Origin of the sequence: Gordonia sp. JH63 (assembly GCF_009856645.1) — a bacterium.
Classification (GTDB): Bacteria; Actinomycetota; Actinomycetes; order Mycobacteriales; family Mycobacteriaceae; genus Gordonia; species Gordonia hongkongensis.
In genome coordinates, this window is sequence record NZ_CP047235.1 from 2,593,657 (window position 1) to 2,611,166 (window position 17,510).

Consider the following 17,510-nt stretch of genomic DNA (forward strand, 5'->3'; position numbering starts at 1 on the left):
ACCTGACTCGGTGGCAACCCCCAAAGTCGAGCGTCTGCTCAACCTCGTGATCTGCCTGCTGTGGACGCGGCAGTACGTCACCGCCGACTACATCCGCCGCAACGTCGCGGGTTATTCGGACGACGGGCAGTCCGACGAGGCGTTCAACCGGATGTTCGAGCGGGACAAGAACGAGCTGCGAGATCTCGGGATCCCCCTCGTGACGGGCCGGTCGCCGATGGCGGCCGGCGCCGAGGGATACCGCATCGACCGCGACTCCTACGAGTTGCCGGAGATCTCGCTGGAGTCCGACGAGGCCGCGGCGATTGCCATGGCCGCCGCGCTGTGGGACACCCCCGAGGTCTCGACGCTGTCACAGACGGCGATCCTCAAGCTCCGGGCCGCCGGGCTCGATGTCCGCTCCGAGGACGATCTGGGGATCACCTCGGGCGGGTCATCACGATCGCTCGGTTCCGAAGAGGTCATCGCCGGCCTGCTCGCCGCGGTCCAGGACCGCCGTGCCGTCGAGTTCCAGCATCGATCGTCTGCCGCGGCCGCCCCGACCACCCGACGCGTCGAACCGTGGGGGGTCGTGTCGCATCGGGGCCGCTGGTACGTCGTCGGCCACGATCGCGACCGCGACGCCACCCGGACCTTCCGGCTGTCGCGGATCACGGCGGTCGCCGCGGTCGGTGCCGCCGACGCGGTCGTGGTCCCGGCCGGCACCGATCTCCAGCAGATCGTCTCCGCGGCGGTCGATTCCGCTGCCGGTTCGGACGGACGGACCGCGCGGATCTGGGTCGCGGCCGACCGCGCATTCGGCCTCCGCCGGGCCGCGACGACGACCGATCCCGCCGACTTCGACGGCGAACCCGGCGACATCGTGACCCTCGACGTCCACTCGCTGACGGCGGTGGCACGGATGGTGCTGGGTGTGGGCCCAGATGCGGTCGTCCTCGACCCACCCGAGCTGCGCGAGCTCGTCATCGCGAGCCTCGACCGTCTGATGGGGGTGAACGTCTGATGGCCGCGGCAGCGCCGTCGAGACTCAACCGGCTGCTGGCGATGGTCCCGTACTTCCAGGCGCGGCGGGGCATTTCGGTTGCTCAGGCCGCCGACGAACTCGGGGTCACGCAAGCGCAGCTCACGAAGGACCTCGAGCTGCTCTTCGTCTGCGGGCTTCCGGGCTATTACCCCGACGACCTGATCGAGCTCGAGTTCAGCGAGGGTTACGTCACGGTCGGGTTCACCGCGGGCATGGACCGGCCACTGCGGCTGACGACCGTGGAGGCGAGTACGCTCCTCGTCGCACTGCGGGCGCTGGTCGAGACCCCGGGCGTCGTCGACGTCGCGGCGGCCAGGCGGGCGATCGCCAAGATCGAGCAGGCGGTGGGTGCGACGGTGCCGGGGCTCGCAGGCGCGTCCGACACACCCGCCGGCCCGTCGGGGGAGAACCCCACGTACACGACGATCCGGGAGGCCACCAAGAAAGCGCGGGCATTGCGGCTGCGCTACTACTCGGCCGGACGCGACAGCGTCACCGACCGCGTGGTCGACCCCATCCGCCTGCAGGTCATGGACCAGCACACCTATCTCGAGGCCTGGTGCCGGATGGCCGAAGGCGTGCGGTTGTTCCGGTTCGACCGCGTCGACACCGCGACCGCCCTCGACGAGCCGAGTCGTCCGCCGGCCGAGGCGGCGGCGTCGAATCAGTCGGTGCTCGTCGCCGAGGACCCCGACCTCCCGGCCGTCGAGATCGAGATCGACGCCGATCACCTGTGGATTCTCGATTACTACCCGCTCGAACCCCTCGAGACCGTCGAGGACCGGCCCGATCCAGGTCTCCCCGTCCGCGCCCGGTTGGTCTACGGCTCGCCGGAATGGCTCACCCGATTCCTGCTCGGATTCGCCGGCGCCGTGCGGGTCGTCGATGACCCGGCGGTCGCCGCCGCGGTCGCCGACACCGCGGCGGCCGCCCGCGGACGTTATCGCTGAGACCGGCCACGGCTGGGCCCCTCCGGCTCGGCGTGTGTCGGGTAGCATTGGACACTGTCTGCTCCGAACTGAAGGGTGATCTCATGGGCTTCACGTCATGGTGGCACTGGGCGATCGTCGCCATCGTGCTGCTGATCCTGTTCGGCTCGAAGAAGCTGCCGGACGCCGCCCGTGGTCTGGGACAGTCGCTGCGCATCTTCAAGAGCGAGGTCAAGGAGATGCAGAAGGACGACGACAAGGACGCGCCGGCCACCACCGACGCGGCAGCGAACGATCCGGCACGACGCGAGCTGCCCGTGGGTGACTCGACCCAGCCGGCCACGCAGCGCGACGCCGACGCCAAGAAATCGGCTTAGGGGCGCGTCGGAGCATCGCCAGTGCGCACTCTCCCGATTCCCCGACGCCTCGACCCGCGGCAACGCAAGCGAAAACTCAATCCCGACGGCACCATGTCGTTGGTCGAGCACCTGTACGAGTTGCGCACTCGTATGGTCATCTCGCTGCTGGCCATCATCGCCACCACCATCTTCGGGTTCGTCTGGTACAGCCACGGCTTCCTGGGCATCCCGTCGCTCGGCGACGTGCTGCGCGGGCCGTACTGCGATCTGCCCGCGTCGTCGCGCGCGACGCTGACCCCGGATGATTCGTGTCGCCTTCTGGCGACCGGTCCGTTCGACCAGTTCATGCTCCGGTTGAAGGTCGCGCTGACCGCGGGTGTGGTTCTCGCCTGTCCGGTGTGGATCTACCAGATCTGGCAGTTCATCACGCCGGGTCTGCACGCCCACGAACGTCGCTACGGCATCATGTTCGTCGCTATGGCGACGACCCTGTTCGTCAGCGGCGCGGTGCTTGCCTATCTGGTGGTGGCCAAGGCCTTCGACTTCCTGCTCACGGTCGGCAACGAGGTCCAGGTCACGGCACTCGCGGGTGACCAGTACTTCGGCTTCATGCTCAACGTCCTGGTGATCTTCGGCGTCAGCTTCGAACTCCCGCTCCTGATCATCGCGCTGAACGTCGTCGGCGTGCTGACCTACGCCCGGTTGAAGAGCTGGCGCCGCGGGCTCATCTTCGCGGTCTTCGTCTTCGCCGCCATCGCGACACCGGGCCAGGATCCGTTCACGATGCTCGCACTGGCCCTCGCGCTCACCGTGCTGCTCGAGTTCGCGATCCAGTTCGCGCGGATCTTCGACCGACGCAAGGCGAAGAAGGCGCCCGCATGGGCGGGCCTCTCCGATGACGAGGCCAGCCCACTGCCGCCGACGAAACCGATCGCCCCGGCATCGCCGATCCCGGCGCCGGCGAACGCGGTCGCCAACGCCACCCGTACGTCGACGCGGGCACGCGAGACCTTCGACGACGTCCTGTGACCCAACTCGACTCGTTCACGTCGAGACTCGCTTTCCGCCTCGACGACTTCCAGCGCCGCGCGTGTGAGGCGCTCGAGGGCGGCCACGGTGTGCTGGTGTGCGCACCGACCGGCGCGGGTAAGACCATCGTCGGCGAGTTCGGCGTCCATCTGGCCCTGGCCGGTGGCTCGAAGTGCTTCTACACCACGCCGATCAAGGCGCTCAGCAACCAGAAGTACAACGATCTCGTGGCCGTCCATGGGCACGAGTCGGTCGGGCTGCTGACCGGCGACAGTTCGATCAATCCCGATGCCCCGGTCGTCGTCATGACGACCGAGGTCGTCCGCAACATGATCTACGCCGAATCACGGGCCCTGGACGGTCTGTCCCACGTCGTCATGGACGAGGTCCACTTCCTGGCGGACCGGTTCCGCGGGGCGGTGTGGGAAGAGGTGATCCTGCACCTCGAACCGTCGGTGCGGGTCGTCAGTCTGTCGGCGACGGTGAGCAACGCCGAGGAGTTCGGCGACTGGATCCAGACGGTTCGCGGTGACACCTCGGTGATCGTCGACGAACACCGTCCGGTGCCGCTGTCCCAGCACATGCTCGTCGGGCAGCGACTGTTCGACCTGTTCGATCCGGCCGACACCGGTCCGGCCCGCAAGGCCGGAACGCGACCGCGCGTCAATCCGGAGCTCAAACGCCAGATCCGGCACCGGATCCTGATGGCCGACGACGAGCGGGAGTCGTCGCGCGGCCGTGGCCGAGGACGTGGCGGCGCGCCCCGTCGACGCGACGGACGGGGACCCGCGCTCTCCCGGCCGAACCTCGTCACGCGACTCGACCGCGAGGGGCTGCTCCCCGCGATCGGTTTCATCTTCTCCCGTGTCGGTTGCGACGCCGCCCTGGCGCAGTGTCTGCGATCCGGGATCTCGCTTCTGACTCCCGCAGAGATCGGCGAGGTCGACGCGATCGTCGACCGCCACCTCACCGAACTGGCGCCGGCCGACCTCGACGTGCTCGGGGTGCATGAGTGGCGTGAGGGGCTGCGACGCGGACTGGCCTCGCACCATGCGGGGATGCTCCCGACCTTCCGGCACACGGTCGAGGAACTTTTCGTGCGCGGCCTGGTCCGGATGGTGTTCGCCACCGAGACGCTCGCGCTCGGCATCAACATGCCCGCTCGCTCGGTGGTTCTCGAGCGTCTCGTGAAGTACAACGGCGAATCGCACGTCGACCTGACGCCCGGCGAGTTCACGCAGCTGACCGGTCGCGCCGGCCGTCGCGGGATCGACGTCGAGGGTCACGCCGTCGTGGTGTGGACACCCGAGGTGGTGCCGGAGGAGGTCGCCGGCCTCGCCGGCGCGCGGACGTTCCCGCTGCGGAGTTCGTTCTCCCCGGAATACAACATGGCGGTCAACCTGCTCGGCCGATTGGGCCTGGACGGCGCGCGTGAGCTGCTCCATCGGTCGTTCGCCCAGTTCCAGGCCGATCGATCGGTCGTCGGTCAGGCGCGGAAGCTGGACGAGGCGCAACGGGCGCTGCGCAAGCTCGACGGCGAGCTGGCCCGCGCCGCACAGGCGCGGGGGGTGGAACCTGGTGGCGCCGAATCGGATTCGGACGACGGTCCGTACGCGGGCTTCCTCGGTTACATCACTTTGCGCGAGGACATCCGCCGCCGCGAACGAGATCTGAAGTACCGCAAGCGGGTCAATACACACGACGCCATCACCGCTGACCTGGCCGCACTCAAACGCGGTCATGTCATCGGCGTACCCGTCGGCCGGCACCGCGGTCTGGCTGTCATCATCGAACCGGCCACGCAAGCGCAGGATCCGAAGCCGCTCGTACTGACCGAGGACGCCTGGTGCGGACGCGTCGGTACCCGCGATTTCGTCAACCCGCCCGAGGTGCTGGGCAACATGCGGATGCCGAAGAACGCCGACCGACGCAGCGGGCGCGGTCGCCGCGACCTGGCGTCGGCGTTGCGATCGACCGGCATCGAGATGCCGCGCGGACGTCAGAAGAAGCGCGCCGACGCCGCCGACGACACCGAACTCGCGAACCTTCGGCGAACCCTGCGCGCGCACCCGGCACATCAGCTGTCCAACGGTGACGAGCTGTTCCGGCTCGCCGAACGCCGTAACCGGCTGGTGCGCGACATCGTCAACGCCGAGCGGAGCATCGGGGAGCGGACGTCCACCCTCGGGGTCACCTTCGATCACATCGTCGGCGTCCTCAGCGAGCTGGGATATCTCGAGCGCGTCGCCGAGTCGACCGAGTCCACCGGGCACACGATGATGGTGACCGATTCGGGCAAGCTCCTCGGCCGTATCTACAGCGAGAGCGACCTGGTCGTGACCGAGTGCATCCGAGCCGGGGTCTGGGACGAGTTGTCACCCGCCGACCTCGCCGCAGTCGTCGCCGCACTCGTCTACGAGAGCCGGCGCGACAGTTACAGCGGGGTCGACGCCCTGCCCGGCAGCAGCTCGATGCGTGCGGCGATGGCCGCGACCGTCGAGATCTGGTCGCGGGTCACCGCGGTCGAGCAGCGTCATCGGGTCAGTCCGACACGCGAACCGGACACCGGTTTCTCGGTCGCCGTGGCCACGTGGGCGTCGGGTCGTTCGCTCGGCGAGGCCCTGTTGCTGGCGGGCGAACGCGGACAGCTGCTCTCTCCGGGCGACTTCGTGCGATGGAACCGGCAGGTCGTGGACCTGCTCGAACAGATCCGACTCGGGGTGGGCTCCGACACGCGCCTCGGTGGGACGGCGCGGGCAGCGGTCAAGGCCATCCGCCGCGGCGTGGTCGCCGCCGAGCTCGGCTGAACCGCGCCGTCGACCTCCGCCGACGAGTGTGGGCCGGTGTCGGTTCACCGGACGACGCGACGCCGGGCCACGCGCGATGTTCGCTGATAGTCCCAGGCCGCTGAGGTAACGTTCATCCCGCATTCGGTGTCGGCGTGTCCTGCCCCGATACTGCCGCGACGTCACAGTTCGCCGGCACCCGTCCGGGTGAACGGCCGAGTGGGAGGGACTCATGACCGACCCGTACAACCCCAACCCGTCCCAGCCGAATCCCTCCGGTGATCAGTCCGGTCCCGACGGCAAGACCGAGATCGTGAACCTCCCCGGCGCCACTCCGACGGGCGCCCCGCAGGCCGACCCGACCACGATGGCCCCCAACCCGGGCTCCGCCAACCCCGGGTCACAGAACCCGGGTTATGGTCAGCCGCAACAGAATCCGTACCAACAGAATCCCTACCAGCAAAACCCGTACCAGCAGCCGGGTGGGCCGACGGGCCAGCCGCCCCAGTCGGCCCCGTCTCAGTCCCAGCCGACTCAGGTCGGTCATCCCGGCGGACAACCGGGGCAGTACGGACAACCGGCCGGTCAGCCCTACGGGCAGCCCGGCGGTCAGTATGGCGCCGAGCAATATGGAGCCGGTCAGTACGGGAGACCGGGTCAGTACGGGGCGGGTCAGTACGGGGCACCCGGACAGTACGGCCAGCAGCCCGCCGGCCAGGACCCGTACGCCCAGAACCAATACGGGCAGAACCAATACGGGCAGAACCAGTACGGGGGCGGCGACCAGTTCAGCGGGATGGCGACCGGGAAGTCGAACAAGACCGCCCGGACGCTGATGTTCGTCGGCGGCGGGGCGCTGCTCCTCATCGCCGCGATCGTGCTGATCACCGCATTCCTCTTCCCCGGATGGGCACCGAAGAACCTCGATCAGCAGGCGGCGCAGGACGGCGTGCAGAAGATCCTCACCGAGGACTACCAGGCCAGCGACGTCTCCGACGTCCAGTGCCCGTCGGGGCAGCGGGTGGAGACCGGAGCGTCGTTCACGTGCTCGGTCACCGTCGGCGGGCAGCAGCAGCAGGTCACCGTCACGTTCATCGACGACGACGGCCGCTACGAGGTCTCGCGCCCCAGCTGACTCGACCGGCTGTGACGTCCGGCCTCAGCAGGCTGTCACGTCCGGCCTCAGCCGGCTGCTACATGCGGCCTCAGCCGGCCTGGGGCCAGCCGAGAGCCTTGGCCAGCCTCCCCACCGACGCTCCGATACCCAGCTCCTCGACGAGTTCCGCGAGGGCCGCGGGGTCGGCGGGCTCGGCCGGGAGGATGTCCGAACCGCTGTCGATCGTCTCGGCGTCGGTGCGCACGGAGACGACGGTCCGCGCCGCCTGCAGGTACTCGACCGAGGCGAGCAGTGCTTTGCGGCTCCGCGTCGGAACCGACGACGACGGGTCGGCGGCAGCCGTCTCCAGGGCGTCGAGGCTGCCGTACTCGGTGATCAGTTTCGCCGCGGTCTTCTCGCCGATACCGGCCACGCCCGGCAGACCGTCCGAGGGATCTCCGCGCAACATCGACATCTCCGCGTAGCCGATACCCGCGCGCTCGACCGGCACGCCGTATTTCTCGGCGACCTCCACCGGGCCCATCATCTCGGCCTTCGCCAGACCGCGGCCGACGTACAGGATGCGCACCGGGACGGGATCGTCGGCGACCACCTGCAGCAGGTCCCGGTCACCGCTGACCACGATCACCGGATCGTTCGCCTCGTCGTAGGCGAGCGTGCCGATCACGTCGTCGGCCTCACAACCGACGGCGCCCGAGGTGGCGATGCCCGCTGCCGCGAGAACGGCCATGATCATGTCGACCTGCGGGGTGAGGGTGTCGGGTACCTCTTCGACGTCGATGTCCCGGCCCTCGACGTCGGTCCCACCGTCGGGGACCGCGACGCGATGGGCCTTGTAGGTGGGGATCAGGTCGGTGCGGAACTCGGGGCGCCAGTCGAGATCGAGGCACACCACCAAGCGTGTGGGGCGTTCGCGCACCACGAGATTGGCGATCGTGTCGACGAAACCGCGTACGGCGTTGACCGGTCGCCCATCCGGGCTGGTCATCTTCTCCGGCAGCGCGAAGAACGATCGGAACCACAGGCTGGCGCCGTCGAGCAGCATCAACGAATCCGTCACCCCCACACTCTGTCATGAGTCGGCGGTAGTGTTCGTCGCATGGCATATGGGAGTGGGGCAGCACGGGTCGCGACGGCGGGCGAGGGGACCGGAGCCGGGCCACTCTTCGAGGCGCAGGTCTATCGCGACCGGGTCCGCCGCGCCGCCGAACTCACCCGCGCCGCGGAGTTGGACGCGCTGGTCGTCGCCCCCGGGCCGGACCTGCGGTACCTCATCGGTTCCCGGGCGGAGACCTTCGAACGGCTCACGGCGCTCGTGATCCCCGCGACCAGTGATCCCCGATTGGTGATCGCGCGGCTCGAGGTCCCGTCGCTGTCGTCCTCCGCGGTCGGTGATCTCGACATCGAGGTGGCCGACTGGGTCGACGGCGACGACGCCCACGCTCTCTCATTGGCCGGATTGCCGTCGCAGCCGCGGATCGCGGTCTCCGACTCCATGCCCGCCCTCCACGTCATCCCGCTGGCCCGACACACCGGCGCCACACCGCAATTGGCGACCGACGTGCTCCGCGAACTGCGAATGATCAAAGACGCCGCGGAGGTCGACGCGCTCCGCCGCGCGGGTGCCGCGATCGACCGGGTGCACTCGCGGATGGGGGACTGGCTGATCCCCGGCCGCACCGAACGCGAGGTCGCCGCCGACATCGCCGCCGCGATCCTCGAGGAGGGACACACCGAGGCGGCCTTCATCATCGTCGGGTCGGGACCGAATGGAGCCGATCCCCACCACGAATTCTCCGACCGGGTCATCGAGCGGTCCGACATCGTCGTGATCGACATCGGCGGCCCGGTAGAGCCGGGCTACAACTCCGATTCCACGCGCACCTACTGCTTCGACGATCCGCCCGCCGACATCGCCGACGCCTACGCCGCCCTGCTCGCGGCCCAACGCGCGGCGGTGGCCGCCGTCCGGCCGGGGGTGAGCGCGTCCTCGATCGATGCGGCGGCGCGTGATCTTCTCGCCGAGCGCGGCCTGGCCGATCGGTTCATTCACCGGACGGGCCACGGGATCGGGCTGTCGGTACACGAGGAGCCGTACATCGTCGGCGGCAACGACATCCCGTTGCGCACCGGCATGGCGTTCAGCGTCGAGCCGGGGGTGTACGTGCCCGGTCACTGGGGTGCCCGCATCGAGGACATCGTCGTCGTGACTGATGACGGCTGCGAGTCGCTGAACAACCGCCCGCACGAACTCGTCCGGTTGTAGGCGAAATTCGACCGGTGAACCTCATTTCGACTGCTGGACTTCGATCGAGGTCCAGCAGTCGAGTTGAAGTTCGCTGGTTGGCGGGTTTGAATCCGGGGGCGCGTCACGAAGGGTCCGGCGACCGAGCCTGCCAAACCGTCGGGTGGTAGGTCCGTGGATCTCATCGCGCCCGGTGTTCAGATGTTCTGCGAACCGTCGGAGTATGTCGGGTCGGCGGTTGATGTGTTCGGGGTTGGGTGGTGCGCCGGGTTCAGGGTTGAGTCGCCAGGCGCAGCGGCCTTCGTCGGGTCCGTTGCGGACCACCCGGGTGGTGTATTGGCCGGGCCGGTGCCGGACGGCTCCGCAAGAAGCATCCGACTTCCGACGCGCGTCACTAGCTGAACAGCGACGCCGAACCCAGCACCCGGCTCACGCTGATCTCGATCACGACGCGGCGCGGGTTCGGCCTGGGCTCCCGGTATCGCTGCGCGTAGCGCTGCTCGGCCTCGCGCACGCGCTCGGGCTCACGACTCACCGTCGCGGGTCCCTCCAGGGTCAGCCATCGCGGGCCGTCGACGTTGGTGACAGCCGCGTAGCCACCACGCTCGGTGTTGCGGACCTTCTGATTGCCGTCCGAGGTGATGACCCTCGCCAGGCCGGCGTCGGGATCCCAGGTGAAGCCGACGGCCACGGCGTGGGGGGTGCCGTCGGCGCGCAGCGTGGTGAGGGTCCCGAGGTGGCGTTCGACGAGGAAGGCGAGCGCATCGGGCCCGAGATCGGCGGCGGTACGAGGCATGACACCAAACTAGCCGCGACGCCGCACACGGTCGGTCGCGGGGCCGATGCGATACTGGCAGCCATGGCGTCACGCAGCAGAGGGGCATCAGCGCGTCCGGACACCGACCCGTCCGGTGCCCTCGTGCTGTTCGGCGGCCGCAGCGAGATCGGCGTCGCCACGGCGGCGCGCCTCGCACCCGGGCGGACCGTCGTCCTGGCGGCCCGCCGTCCCGACGACCTCGTGGTCGAGTCCGCACGACTGCTTGATGCCGGTGCAACCGAGGTACACACCGTCGCCTTCGACGCGAACGACACCGACAGCCATCCAACGCTGGTCGCGTCGCTGGCCGAACGACACGGGCCGATCGGGATCGCGATCATCGCGTTCGGCATCCTCGGCGACCAGGCCCGCGCCGAAACCGATGTGGCGCATGCACTTCAGATCGCCCACACCGACTACTACGCCCACATCAGCGTGCTGACCCCGCTCGCTTCGGTACTGCGCACGCAGGGCTCCGGAACCATCATCGTCTTCTCCTCGGTCGCCGGTGTCCGGGTGCGCCGCGCCAACTACGTCTACGGGTCGACCAAGGCGGGCCTCGACGGATTCGCGAGCGGACTCGCGGATGCGCTGCACGGCACCGGCGCTCGCCTGCTGCTGGCCCGCCCGGGCTTCGTGATCGGCGCGATGACCCGCGACCTGATGGCGTCCGGGGTGAAGCCGGCCCCGCTGTCGCGGGATGCCGAGCAGGTCGCCGACGCGGTGGCTCATGCCTTTCGCAAGGGCCGCGGCGAGGTCTGGATCCCGGGGACCTTGCGTCCGTTGTTCTTCGGGATGCGACTGCTGCCGCGTGCCGTGTGGCGGAGACTGCCCCGATGACCTCCGCGGAATCCACTGCGGTGGCGTCCGCATTCGTCGTGGTGGGTATCGGCGCCGACGGTTGGTCCGGTCTGGGCGAGACCGTCCGCAACGAACTTCGGCGCGCTCGCGTGATCTACGGCGCTGCGCGGCAGTTGGCGCTCCTCGACGGCGCGGTGCCCGAACTGGACGCCGAACTGCGACCGTGGCGGTCGCCGATGTCGGAGCACCTCGCAGAAGTGGTCGAGAGCGAGGACGCGGACGCCGTTCACCCGGACACGATCCACATCCTGGCGAGCGGCGACCCGATGTTCCACGGCGTCGGTGCGAGCATCATCGCGCGCGTCGGTGCCGACCGGGTACGGGTGTATCCGGCCGTGTCGAGCGCGAGCCTCGCCTGTGCGCGTCTGGGCTGGGACCTCGCCACGACCCGGATCGTCAGTGCGGTGCGCGCCGAGCCGGGCGTGGTGCTCGGCGAGGTCACCGATGGGGCTCGCGTACTGGTCTTGAGCCGCGACGAGACCACACCCGCCGCACTCGCCGGCATCCTGGTCGACGCCGGTTTCGGCGCGTCGACGATGACCGTCCTCGAGCAGCTCGGTGGGCCGGCCGAACAGATCGCCACCGGTACGGCCGAGACCTGGCGCCGCCGGGCCGGCGACCCGCTCAACATCGTCGCCGTCGACTGCGTCGGACCCCGCCGGTCCCGGCTCCCGGGCCGGCCGGACGACACCTATGAACACGACGGCCAGATCACCAAGTCGACGATCCGTGCCCTCTCCGTGTGCGCGTTGGAACCGGCCGGCGCGCAGCTCCTCTGGGACATCGGGGCCGGGGCGGGCAGTGTGACGATCGAGTGGTTGCGCGCGGACGACCGGGGAGTCGTCGTCGCCTTCGAACGCGATCCCGATCGCGCTGATCGGTTGCAACGCAACGCCGCCCGGCACGGGGTGGCGCATCGGCTCTCGGTGCGGGGCCCGGCTCCCGACGGCCTGTCCGACGCACCGCAACCGGATGCCGTCTTCATCGGTGGCGGACTGGACGAGGAGATCCTCTCGCTCGTCTGGACCAGGCTGCCGGACTCGGGGCGGCTCGTCGTGAACGCGGTGACCGTGGAGAACCAGACGCTTGTCACGCGCTGGCACGCCCGACACGGCGGTGACCTACGACGCCTGTCGGTCGAAACCGTGGCACCGCTCGGCACGATGCACACCTGGCGCCCGGCTCTGCCGATCGTGCAGTGGGCCGTCGCGAAGACGGCACCCCACGCTGCCGCCGCGGATTCGACGGAGGCGCTCCGTTGACCGTCTACTTCATCGGGGCCGGCCCGGGTTCGCCCGATCTCATCACGGTGCGCGGAGCGCGGCTGCTGGGGGAGTGTCAGACCTGTGTCTATGCCGGGTCACTGGTGCCCCCGGAACTGCTCGACCTGTGTCCCGACGGTGCCGAACTGGTCGACACGGCCCGGATGCCGTTGTCGGACATCATCGATGTCATCGCGGCGGCCGTCGGTAAGGGGCACGACGTGGCCCGCCTCCACTCGGGTGACCTCTCGGTGTACTCGGCGATGTCCGAGCAACAGCGTGAGCTGACCGCGCGCGGAATCGATCATGAGATCGTGCCCGGTGTCCCGGCGTTCGCGGCTGCCGCGGCGGCACTCGACACCGAACTCACCATCCCCGGTGTCGGCCAGAGCCTGCTGATCACGAGGGTCTCCACCCTGTCGACGGACATGCCTCCGGGGGAGGACCTCGCGACCCTGGCGCGGACGGGGGTGACGCTTGCGCTGCATCTCGCAGCCCATCGGGCCGAGGAGATCGTGGCGGCGCTCACCCCGCACTACGGCAATGACTGCCCTACCGCCACAGTCGCTTTCGCCAGTCGGGAGAACGAGCAGATCGTGCGGTGTCCGCTCAACCGGTTGCCCGAGGCCCTCGACGCCGCCGTCATCCGGAGGACCGCGGTCATCTTCGTCGGTCACGTGCTCGGCCCGCGCCGGTCGGACGTCACCGACAGCTATCTGTACTCGCATGCGCGAATGACCAAACTGCGCGCTGATCGCCACTCGACGTCGTGACCGACCAAATCCCTCCGGATCCAGTCCCGCACGTCCTGATCCTCGGCGGGACCGGGGAGGCGCGAGCGCTCGCGTCGACCCTCGCCGGCACCGACATCGCGTTCATCAGTTCCCTCGCCGGCCGGGTGAAACACCCCCGCCTACCGGTCGGTCCGGTGCGCATCGGCGGGTTCGGCGGACCCGCCGGGCTCCGGGAATGGTTGCAGAGCAACCGCATTCAGGCAGTGGTCGACGCGACCCATCCGTTTGCCGCGACGATCACCCGTAGCGCGGCGCGGGCCGCAGCCGATGCGGGTGTGCCGCTGTTGCGCCTGCGCCGGGACCCCTGGGTGCCCGGCGACACCGACACCTGGATCTGTGTGCCCGACCTGCCCGCTGCCGCTCGTGAAGTGGCCGCCCGCGGCAGACGTGTCTTCCTGACCACCGGGCGCCAGGACGTCGGTGTCTTCGCGGGGATCGATTCGGCGTGGTTCCTGATCCGGGTCGTCGACGCCCCGACCGGAGCGCTTCCGCCGCATCACGAGGTGCTGCGCTCGCGGGGTCCCTATGACCACCCGTCGGAGCGAGAGCTGCTGCGGAACAACGACATCGATCTGCTGGTCACGAAGAACAGCGGCGGAACGCTGACCTCGGCCAAGCTGGCGGCCGCGTCCGAACTCGGGATCGAGGTCATCATGGTCGACCGGCCCGCCGAACCCGACACGCCGGTCGTCTCAGATGTCGGTGCCGCCCGGAACTGGCTCGAGGAGCTGTCCGGCTGAGTGGTCGGCGGTGTGATCGTCGCTGTCGACCGGGTGGTGACTGCGCGGCGTGAACACCAACGTTCCGGCCGCGCGCGACACGACCTTTGTCGCCGACGACCCGATGATGATCATCGTGCGCATGTCGACGACCGCGGGATCGAAGTCCGCGACCGTGGTGGTGGTGAGTTGCTGCTCCGGACCACCGACGTCCCGTCCGAGGACGACGACGCGATCGGGCGACACCGTCTGGGAGAGAGTGTGTTTGAGGGCTCCGACCTGCCAGGTGCGGCTCGCCGAGCCCGGGTTGTAGATGGCGATCACCAGGTCGGCGCCGAGTGCGGCTCGGATGCGCCGTTCGATGACCGACCACGGCTTGAGCCGGTCGGAGAGCGAGATGATCGCGAAGTCATGCCCGAGGGGCGCTCCCACGGCTGCGGCAACCGCGGTCGCCGCCGTGACACCGGGCACGACGCGGACGGGCACTTCGTGCCACCGGGGCTGCGCGGCGACCTCGGCAACCGCGGCGGCCATCGCGAACACACCGGGATCACCGGACGAGACGACGACGACGCGAGCGCCGCGTCGAGCCAGGTCGAGCGCGAACTCGGCCCGCTCGGCCTCGACCCGGTTGTCGCTGGCGTGTACTCGCTGCCCCGGCCGCGGGGTGACGCGCTTGAGATAGGTGGTGTAACCGACGAGATCGGTGGCCGTGACCAGCTCGGCGCGGACCTCCGGGGTGGTCCAGCTGTCGTGACCCGGTCCGAGGCCCACGACGACGAGCTCACCGGGGACGGGCTCAGGTTCGAACCTCGGATTGTTTCGGCGTCCGGGGACGACGAGGATCGAGAAGTACGGCACCTCCGCGGGATTCACGTCGGCGGCCGGCAGCACCCGCTCGACGGTCGTCGACGCGCGTTCGACGTAGAAGGCCTCGTCGAGGCGCCCGGCCTCGCGGAGAGCGTCGCGCACCCGCTCGAAGGTCCGACCGAGTTTCATGACCACGATCGCGTCCGCGGACCGGAAGCGGAAGAGCAACTCCGAGGTCGACGCGGTACCGGGCACGACGGTCAGCGTCTCCTCGCCCTCGACGAGCGGGACCCCGGTCGCCGCGGACGCCGCGCTGACCGAGGTGACGCCGGGCACGATCTCGGCGTCGAAGTGCGGCGCCAGGCGCTTGTGCATGTGCATGTAGGAGCTGTAGAAAAGCGGATCGCCCTCGGCGAGCAGGACGACATCGCGGCCCGCGCGCAGGTGCACCGCAAGACGTTCGGCACTCTCGGCGTAGAAGTCGTCGAGCGCGCCCTGATACCCGCCGGGGTGGTCGGTCGTCTCGGTGGTGACCGGGTACATGAGACGTTCCTCGGTCTGGCCGTCGCGCAGGTAGGGTGCGGCCACCGATCGCGCGATGCTGTTGCCGTGTCGCGCAGAGTGATACGCGATCACGTCCGCGGTGCTGATCAGGCGGGCGGCCTTGACGGTCATCAGCTCGCTGTCACCCGGGCCGAGTCCGATGCCGTAGAGCGTGCCCGGCCCTGACTTCTGTTCGGCCGTGGTGCTGTCAGAGTGCATGGAGTCCACCATCATTCCTGCGGGGTCGCGAGCGCGTTGACCGCAGCCGCGGTGATCGCCGATCCGCCGCGCCGGCCCGTGACCGTGATGAATTCGAGGTCGTCGCGTTCGGCCAGTGCCGCGCAGGATTCGACCGCGCCGACGAAACCGACGGGTGCCCCGACGATGGCGGCGGGACGCGGTGCGCCGTCGTCGATCATGTCCAGGAGCGCGAACAGTGCGGTCGGCGCGTTGCCGATCGCGACCACCGCACCTTCCATGCGCGGCCGCCAGAACTCCAGGGCCGCAGCGGTCCTCGTGGTTCCCATCTTCTCGGCAAGAGCCGGGAGAGTGGGTTCCGACAGGTAGCACAGCACCTCGTTGTCCGCGGGGAGACGCTTACGCGTGATCCCGGACGCCACCATGTTCGCGTCGCAGAGGATCGGGGCGCCGGCTTCGAGGGCTCCGCGCGCGGCGGTCACGACGCCGGGCGTCGCGACCACGTCGCGCGTCAGGTCGGTCTGGCCGCACGCGTGGATCATGCGGACGACCACGGTCGCGACGTCGGGCGCGAAGGCGGAGAGGTCGGACTCGGCGCGGATCGTGGCGAAGGACTGGCGGTAGATCGCGGCGCCGTCACGCAGGTACTCGGTCATGGTGGGAACGAGCCTAACGGCGCCGCCGTTCGTATCCGCCGTCGGGCGTGGCCTGCACCGACAGGTGCGATTCGGCCGGCGACCCGCAGCCACGGGCGCAGCCCACCCAGTGTTCACGCTCCTCGACGGGGTCGCCGTCCTGCACCCGGGCCATCAGGTCGTCCCGGACCGGCGCGTGCGCGGACGAGCAACCCGGGGCTCCGGCACAGCAGCTGACCTGCGCCCATGGCGAAGCGGCGTCGAAGATCAGACCCATCGGTGCGAGCACGCGGACGACGGTCTCGGCCACCCCTTCGCCGAGGTCGCACAAGAGGATCTCGCGGTCGGGGGTGAACACGACCGGCGCCTGCACGGCCGCGATGAATTCCGCCAGCCGGGCCGGCAAGCGTCCGAGCTCGACGACCGCGCCGAGCAGCACCGCGCCGTCGTCCTGGTCGAACCAGCCGACGATCGGTTCCCCCGAGGCGACCGGTGCCGCGTCCGGGTCGGCCCCGAGGACGGGATCCAGCGTCGGGGCGATGAGTTCCGCGAGCCGGAGCCGGGAGTCGTCGTCGAGGTCGCGGACCCGCCAGGCGCCGGGCGAGACCTCGCCCAGACCCGCGGCCACCGCGATGAGCGCGCGTACGATCGCCTCCGTACCGGTGGCCGATCCGACGGCCGTCCCGCCGGTGAGCACATCCGCGGCCAGGGGAGTGCCGCCCCGGATCTCCGCGCACGCGTCGGGTCGTCGTCCGGCGATGTCACCGCGCCCGTCGTCGATGCCGAACAGGAACCGGCCGGACAGGGTGGCCGCGGCCGGGTCGGCCCGCAGGGCGTCGTCGAGGGCCGCGGCGAGCGGACGCGCATCGGCGACGCCGCCGATGCGGCCGGTCAGAGGGCTGAGCTCGATGTTGCGCACCTTGTCGTGGCTGCTGCTCGGCGCGAGCCCGGCGGCGACGACGGCCTGCGCGACGGCTTCGACGTCGGTGATCCCGCGCAGCTGAAGGTTGCCGCGCACCGTCAGTTCCAGGTGCCCGTCGGCGTGGTCGGCGGCTGCCCGGGCGAGCATCTCCAGCTGGTCCGGACGGATCCGTCCGCCCGGCAGCCGGACGCGGGCCAGCGCGCCGTCGGCCGCCGGGTGCGTGTCGAAGACGCCTGGGCAACGGTCGGTGGCGGCCCGGGCTCGCTGGTTCATCCCACCAGCCTACGACCGGCGGGCGCGGTGGCCGTAGGCTGAACGCACCGCGAGCGGGCTGAAGCCGGTGCGATTCCGGCGCGGTCGCGCCACTGTGACCGGGGGTCGGCATCGGCCGCACATCCGGAAGTCAGACCAGACCCTCGCACTGCACCCGCCACCCACGGCACCGACACGCACCGGGCGC

The 17,510-nt window shown here is 69.8% G+C and carries 16 protein-coding genes, 1 pseudogene and 1 riboswitch; of the genes and pseudogenes, 11 read left to right on the forward strand and 6 right to left on the reverse strand.

Annotated features, from left to right (window positions below; translation table 11 throughout):
• The first annotated feature begins 10 nt into the window (after positions 1-10).
• The 6 genes from GR168_RS11710 (at position 11) to GR168_RS11735 (ending at position 7,262) form a co-directional block, all read left to right on the forward strand.
• On the forward strand, positions 11-1,003 hold the full coding sequence (locus GR168_RS11710; protein WP_159370775.1) for a WYL domain-containing protein: 993 nt from the start codon (positions 11-13) through the stop codon (positions 1,001-1,003).
• Positions 1,003-1,974, forward strand: coding sequence for a WYL domain-containing protein (locus GR168_RS11715; RefSeq protein ID WP_065632213.1), 972 nt, complete (start codon positions 1,003-1,005; stop codon positions 1,972-1,974). Before GR168_RS11710 ends, GR168_RS11715 begins: the two co-directional genes overlap by 1 nt.
• An 83-nt stretch (positions 1,975-2,057) precedes the next feature.
• Positions 2,058-2,330, forward strand: a complete 273-nt coding sequence (tatA, locus tag GR168_RS11720) for a Sec-independent protein translocase subunit TatA (RefSeq protein ID WP_065632214.1) — start codon at positions 2,058-2,060, stop codon at positions 2,328-2,330.
• Positions 2,331-2,423: 93 nt separating this feature from the next.
• Positions 2,424-3,341, forward strand: coding sequence for a twin-arginine translocase subunit TatC (gene tatC, locus GR168_RS11725; protein ID WP_091344258.1), 918 nt, complete (start codon positions 2,424-2,426; stop codon positions 3,339-3,341).
• Positions 3,338-6,148: a DEAD/DEAH box helicase gene (locus GR168_RS11730; protein ID WP_159370776.1), complete on the forward strand. Its 2,811-nt coding sequence runs from the start codon at positions 3,338-3,340 to the stop codon at positions 6,146-6,148. Before tatC ends, GR168_RS11730 begins: the two co-directional genes overlap by 4 nt.
• 211 nt (positions 6,149-6,359) lie before the next feature.
• Positions 6,360-7,262, forward strand: a complete 903-nt coding sequence (locus tag GR168_RS11735) for a DUF4333 domain-containing protein (RefSeq protein WP_159370777.1) — start codon at positions 6,360-6,362, stop codon at positions 7,260-7,262.
• A gap of 70 nt (positions 7,263-7,332) precedes the next feature.
• On the opposite strand, the gene GR168_RS11740 is transcribed toward GR168_RS11735, so the two are convergent.
• Positions 7,333-8,289, reverse strand: coding sequence for a 5'-3' exonuclease (locus GR168_RS11740; RefSeq protein WP_159371904.1), 957 nt, complete (start codon positions 8,287-8,289; stop codon positions 7,333-7,335).
• Positions 8,290-8,343: 54 nt separating this feature from the next.
• Between GR168_RS11740 and GR168_RS11745 the strand changes: the two genes are divergently transcribed.
• On the forward strand, positions 8,344-9,510 hold the full coding sequence (locus tag GR168_RS11745; protein WP_159370778.1) for a Xaa-Pro peptidase family protein: 1,167 nt from the start codon (positions 8,344-8,346) through the stop codon (positions 9,508-9,510).
• A 21-nt stretch (positions 9,511-9,531) separates the two neighbouring features.
• On the opposite strand, the pseudogene GR168_RS23920 reads toward GR168_RS11745, so the two are convergent.
• Together GR168_RS23920 and GR168_RS11750 are read right to left on the reverse strand one after the other, a co-directional pair.
• Positions 9,532-9,837, reverse strand: a pseudogene (locus GR168_RS23920) (HNH endonuclease); the annotation flags it as partial.
• A 46-nt stretch (positions 9,838-9,883) separates the two neighbouring features.
• A complete protein-coding gene (locus tag GR168_RS11750; protein WP_078112421.1) occupies positions 9,884-10,285 on the reverse strand; it encodes a PPOX class F420-dependent oxidoreductase in 402 nt (133 codons plus the stop codon).
• Between the two features lie 63 nt (positions 10,286-10,348).
• Here GR168_RS11750 and GR168_RS11755 point away from each other — a divergent pair, with 63 nt between their 5' ends.
• Genes GR168_RS11755 through GR168_RS11770 form a run of 4 tightly spaced genes read left to right on the forward strand, consistent with a single transcriptional unit; the run spans position 10,349 to position 13,963 of the window.
• Positions 10,349-11,146, forward strand: coding sequence for an SDR family NAD(P)-dependent oxidoreductase (locus GR168_RS11755; protein ID WP_159370779.1), 798 nt, complete (start codon positions 10,349-10,351; stop codon positions 11,144-11,146).
• The gene (gene cbiE / locus GR168_RS11760) at positions 11,143-12,429 is read left to right on the forward strand and encodes a precorrin-6y C5,15-methyltransferase (decarboxylating) subunit CbiE (protein WP_159370780.1); all 1,287 of its coding nucleotides are present in this window, start codon (positions 11,143-11,145) and stop codon (positions 12,427-12,429) included. Before GR168_RS11755 ends, cbiE begins: the two co-directional genes overlap by 4 nt.
• Positions 12,426-13,202 carry a precorrin-4 C(11)-methyltransferase gene (gene cobM, locus GR168_RS11765; RefSeq protein ID WP_159370781.1) on the forward strand — a complete coding sequence of 259 codons (777 nt, stop codon included), beginning with the start codon at positions 12,426-12,428 and terminating at the stop codon, positions 13,200-13,202. The genes cbiE and cobM overlap by 4 nt, the downstream gene beginning before the upstream one ends.
• Entirely contained in the window at positions 13,199-13,963 is a 765-nt protein-coding gene (locus GR168_RS11770; protein ID WP_238994884.1) for a cobalt-precorrin-6A reductase, read from the forward strand. The genes cobM and GR168_RS11770 overlap by 4 nt, the downstream gene beginning before the upstream one ends.
• On the opposite strand, the gene GR168_RS11775 is transcribed toward GR168_RS11770, so the two are convergent.
• The 3 genes from GR168_RS11775 to cobG are packed head-to-tail and all read right to left on the reverse strand — an operon-like array spanning position 13,916 to position 17,323.
• Positions 13,916-15,514, reverse strand: coding sequence for a precorrin-2 C(20)-methyltransferase (locus GR168_RS11775; protein WP_159370782.1), 1,599 nt, complete (start codon positions 15,512-15,514; stop codon positions 13,916-13,918). The genes GR168_RS11770 and GR168_RS11775 overlap by 48 nt on opposite strands.
• Before the next feature lie 11 nt (positions 15,515-15,525).
• Positions 15,526-16,149 carry a precorrin-8X methylmutase gene (locus GR168_RS11780; protein WP_159370783.1) on the reverse strand — a complete coding sequence of 208 codons (624 nt, stop codon included), beginning with the start codon at positions 16,147-16,149 and terminating at the stop codon, positions 15,526-15,528.
• Between the two features lie 13 nt (positions 16,150-16,162).
• Entirely contained in the window at positions 16,163-17,323 is a 1,161-nt protein-coding gene (gene cobG / locus GR168_RS11785) for a precorrin-3B synthase (protein ID WP_159370784.1), read from the reverse strand.
• Positions 17,324-17,383: 60 nt separating this feature from the next.
• Positions 17,384-17,461: riboswitch (cobalamin riboswitch) on the forward strand.
• Positions 17,462-17,510 lie beyond the last annotated feature (49 nt).

Coding starts and splice junctions, on each gene's coding strand:
- GR168_RS11755 (WP_159370779.1), top strand. CDS start 10,349: ATGGCGTCACGCAGCAGAGGGGCATCAGCGCGTCCGGACACCGACCCG.
- tatA (WP_065632214.1), top strand. CDS start 2,058: ATGGGCTTCACGTCATGGTGGCACTGGGCGATCGTCGCCATCGTGCTG.
- GR168_RS11775 (WP_159370782.1), bottom strand. CDS start 15,514: ATGCACTCTGACAGCACCACGGCCGAACAGAAGTCAGGGCCGGGCACG.
- GR168_RS11745 (WP_159370778.1), top strand. CDS start 8,344: ATGGCATATGGGAGTGGGGCAGCACGGGTCGCGACGGCGGGCGAGGGG.
- cbiE (WP_159370780.1), top strand. CDS start 11,143: ATGACCTCCGCGGAATCCACTGCGGTGGCGTCCGCATTCGTCGTGGTG.
- tatC (WP_091344258.1), top strand. CDS start 2,424: ATGTCGTTGGTCGAGCACCTGTACGAGTTGCGCACTCGTATGGTCATC.
- GR168_RS11715 (WP_065632213.1), top strand. CDS start 1,003: ATGGCCGCGGCAGCGCCGTCGAGACTCAACCGGCTGCTGGCGATGGTC.
- GR168_RS11750 (WP_078112421.1), bottom strand. CDS start 10,285: ATGCCTCGTACCGCCGCCGATCTCGGGCCCGATGCGCTCGCCTTCCTC.
- GR168_RS11780 (WP_159370783.1), bottom strand. CDS start 16,149: ATGACCGAGTACCTGCGTGACGGCGCCGCGATCTACCGCCAGTCCTTC.
- cobG (WP_159370784.1), bottom strand. CDS start 17,323: ATGAACCAGCGAGCCCGGGCCGCCACCGACCGTTGCCCAGGCGTCTTC.
- GR168_RS11740 (WP_159371904.1), bottom strand. CDS start 8,289: ATGCTGCTCGACGGCGCCAGCCTGTGGTTCCGATCGTTCTTCGCGCTG.
- GR168_RS11735 (WP_159370777.1), top strand. CDS start 6,360: ATGACCGACCCGTACAACCCCAACCCGTCCCAGCCGAATCCCTCCGGT.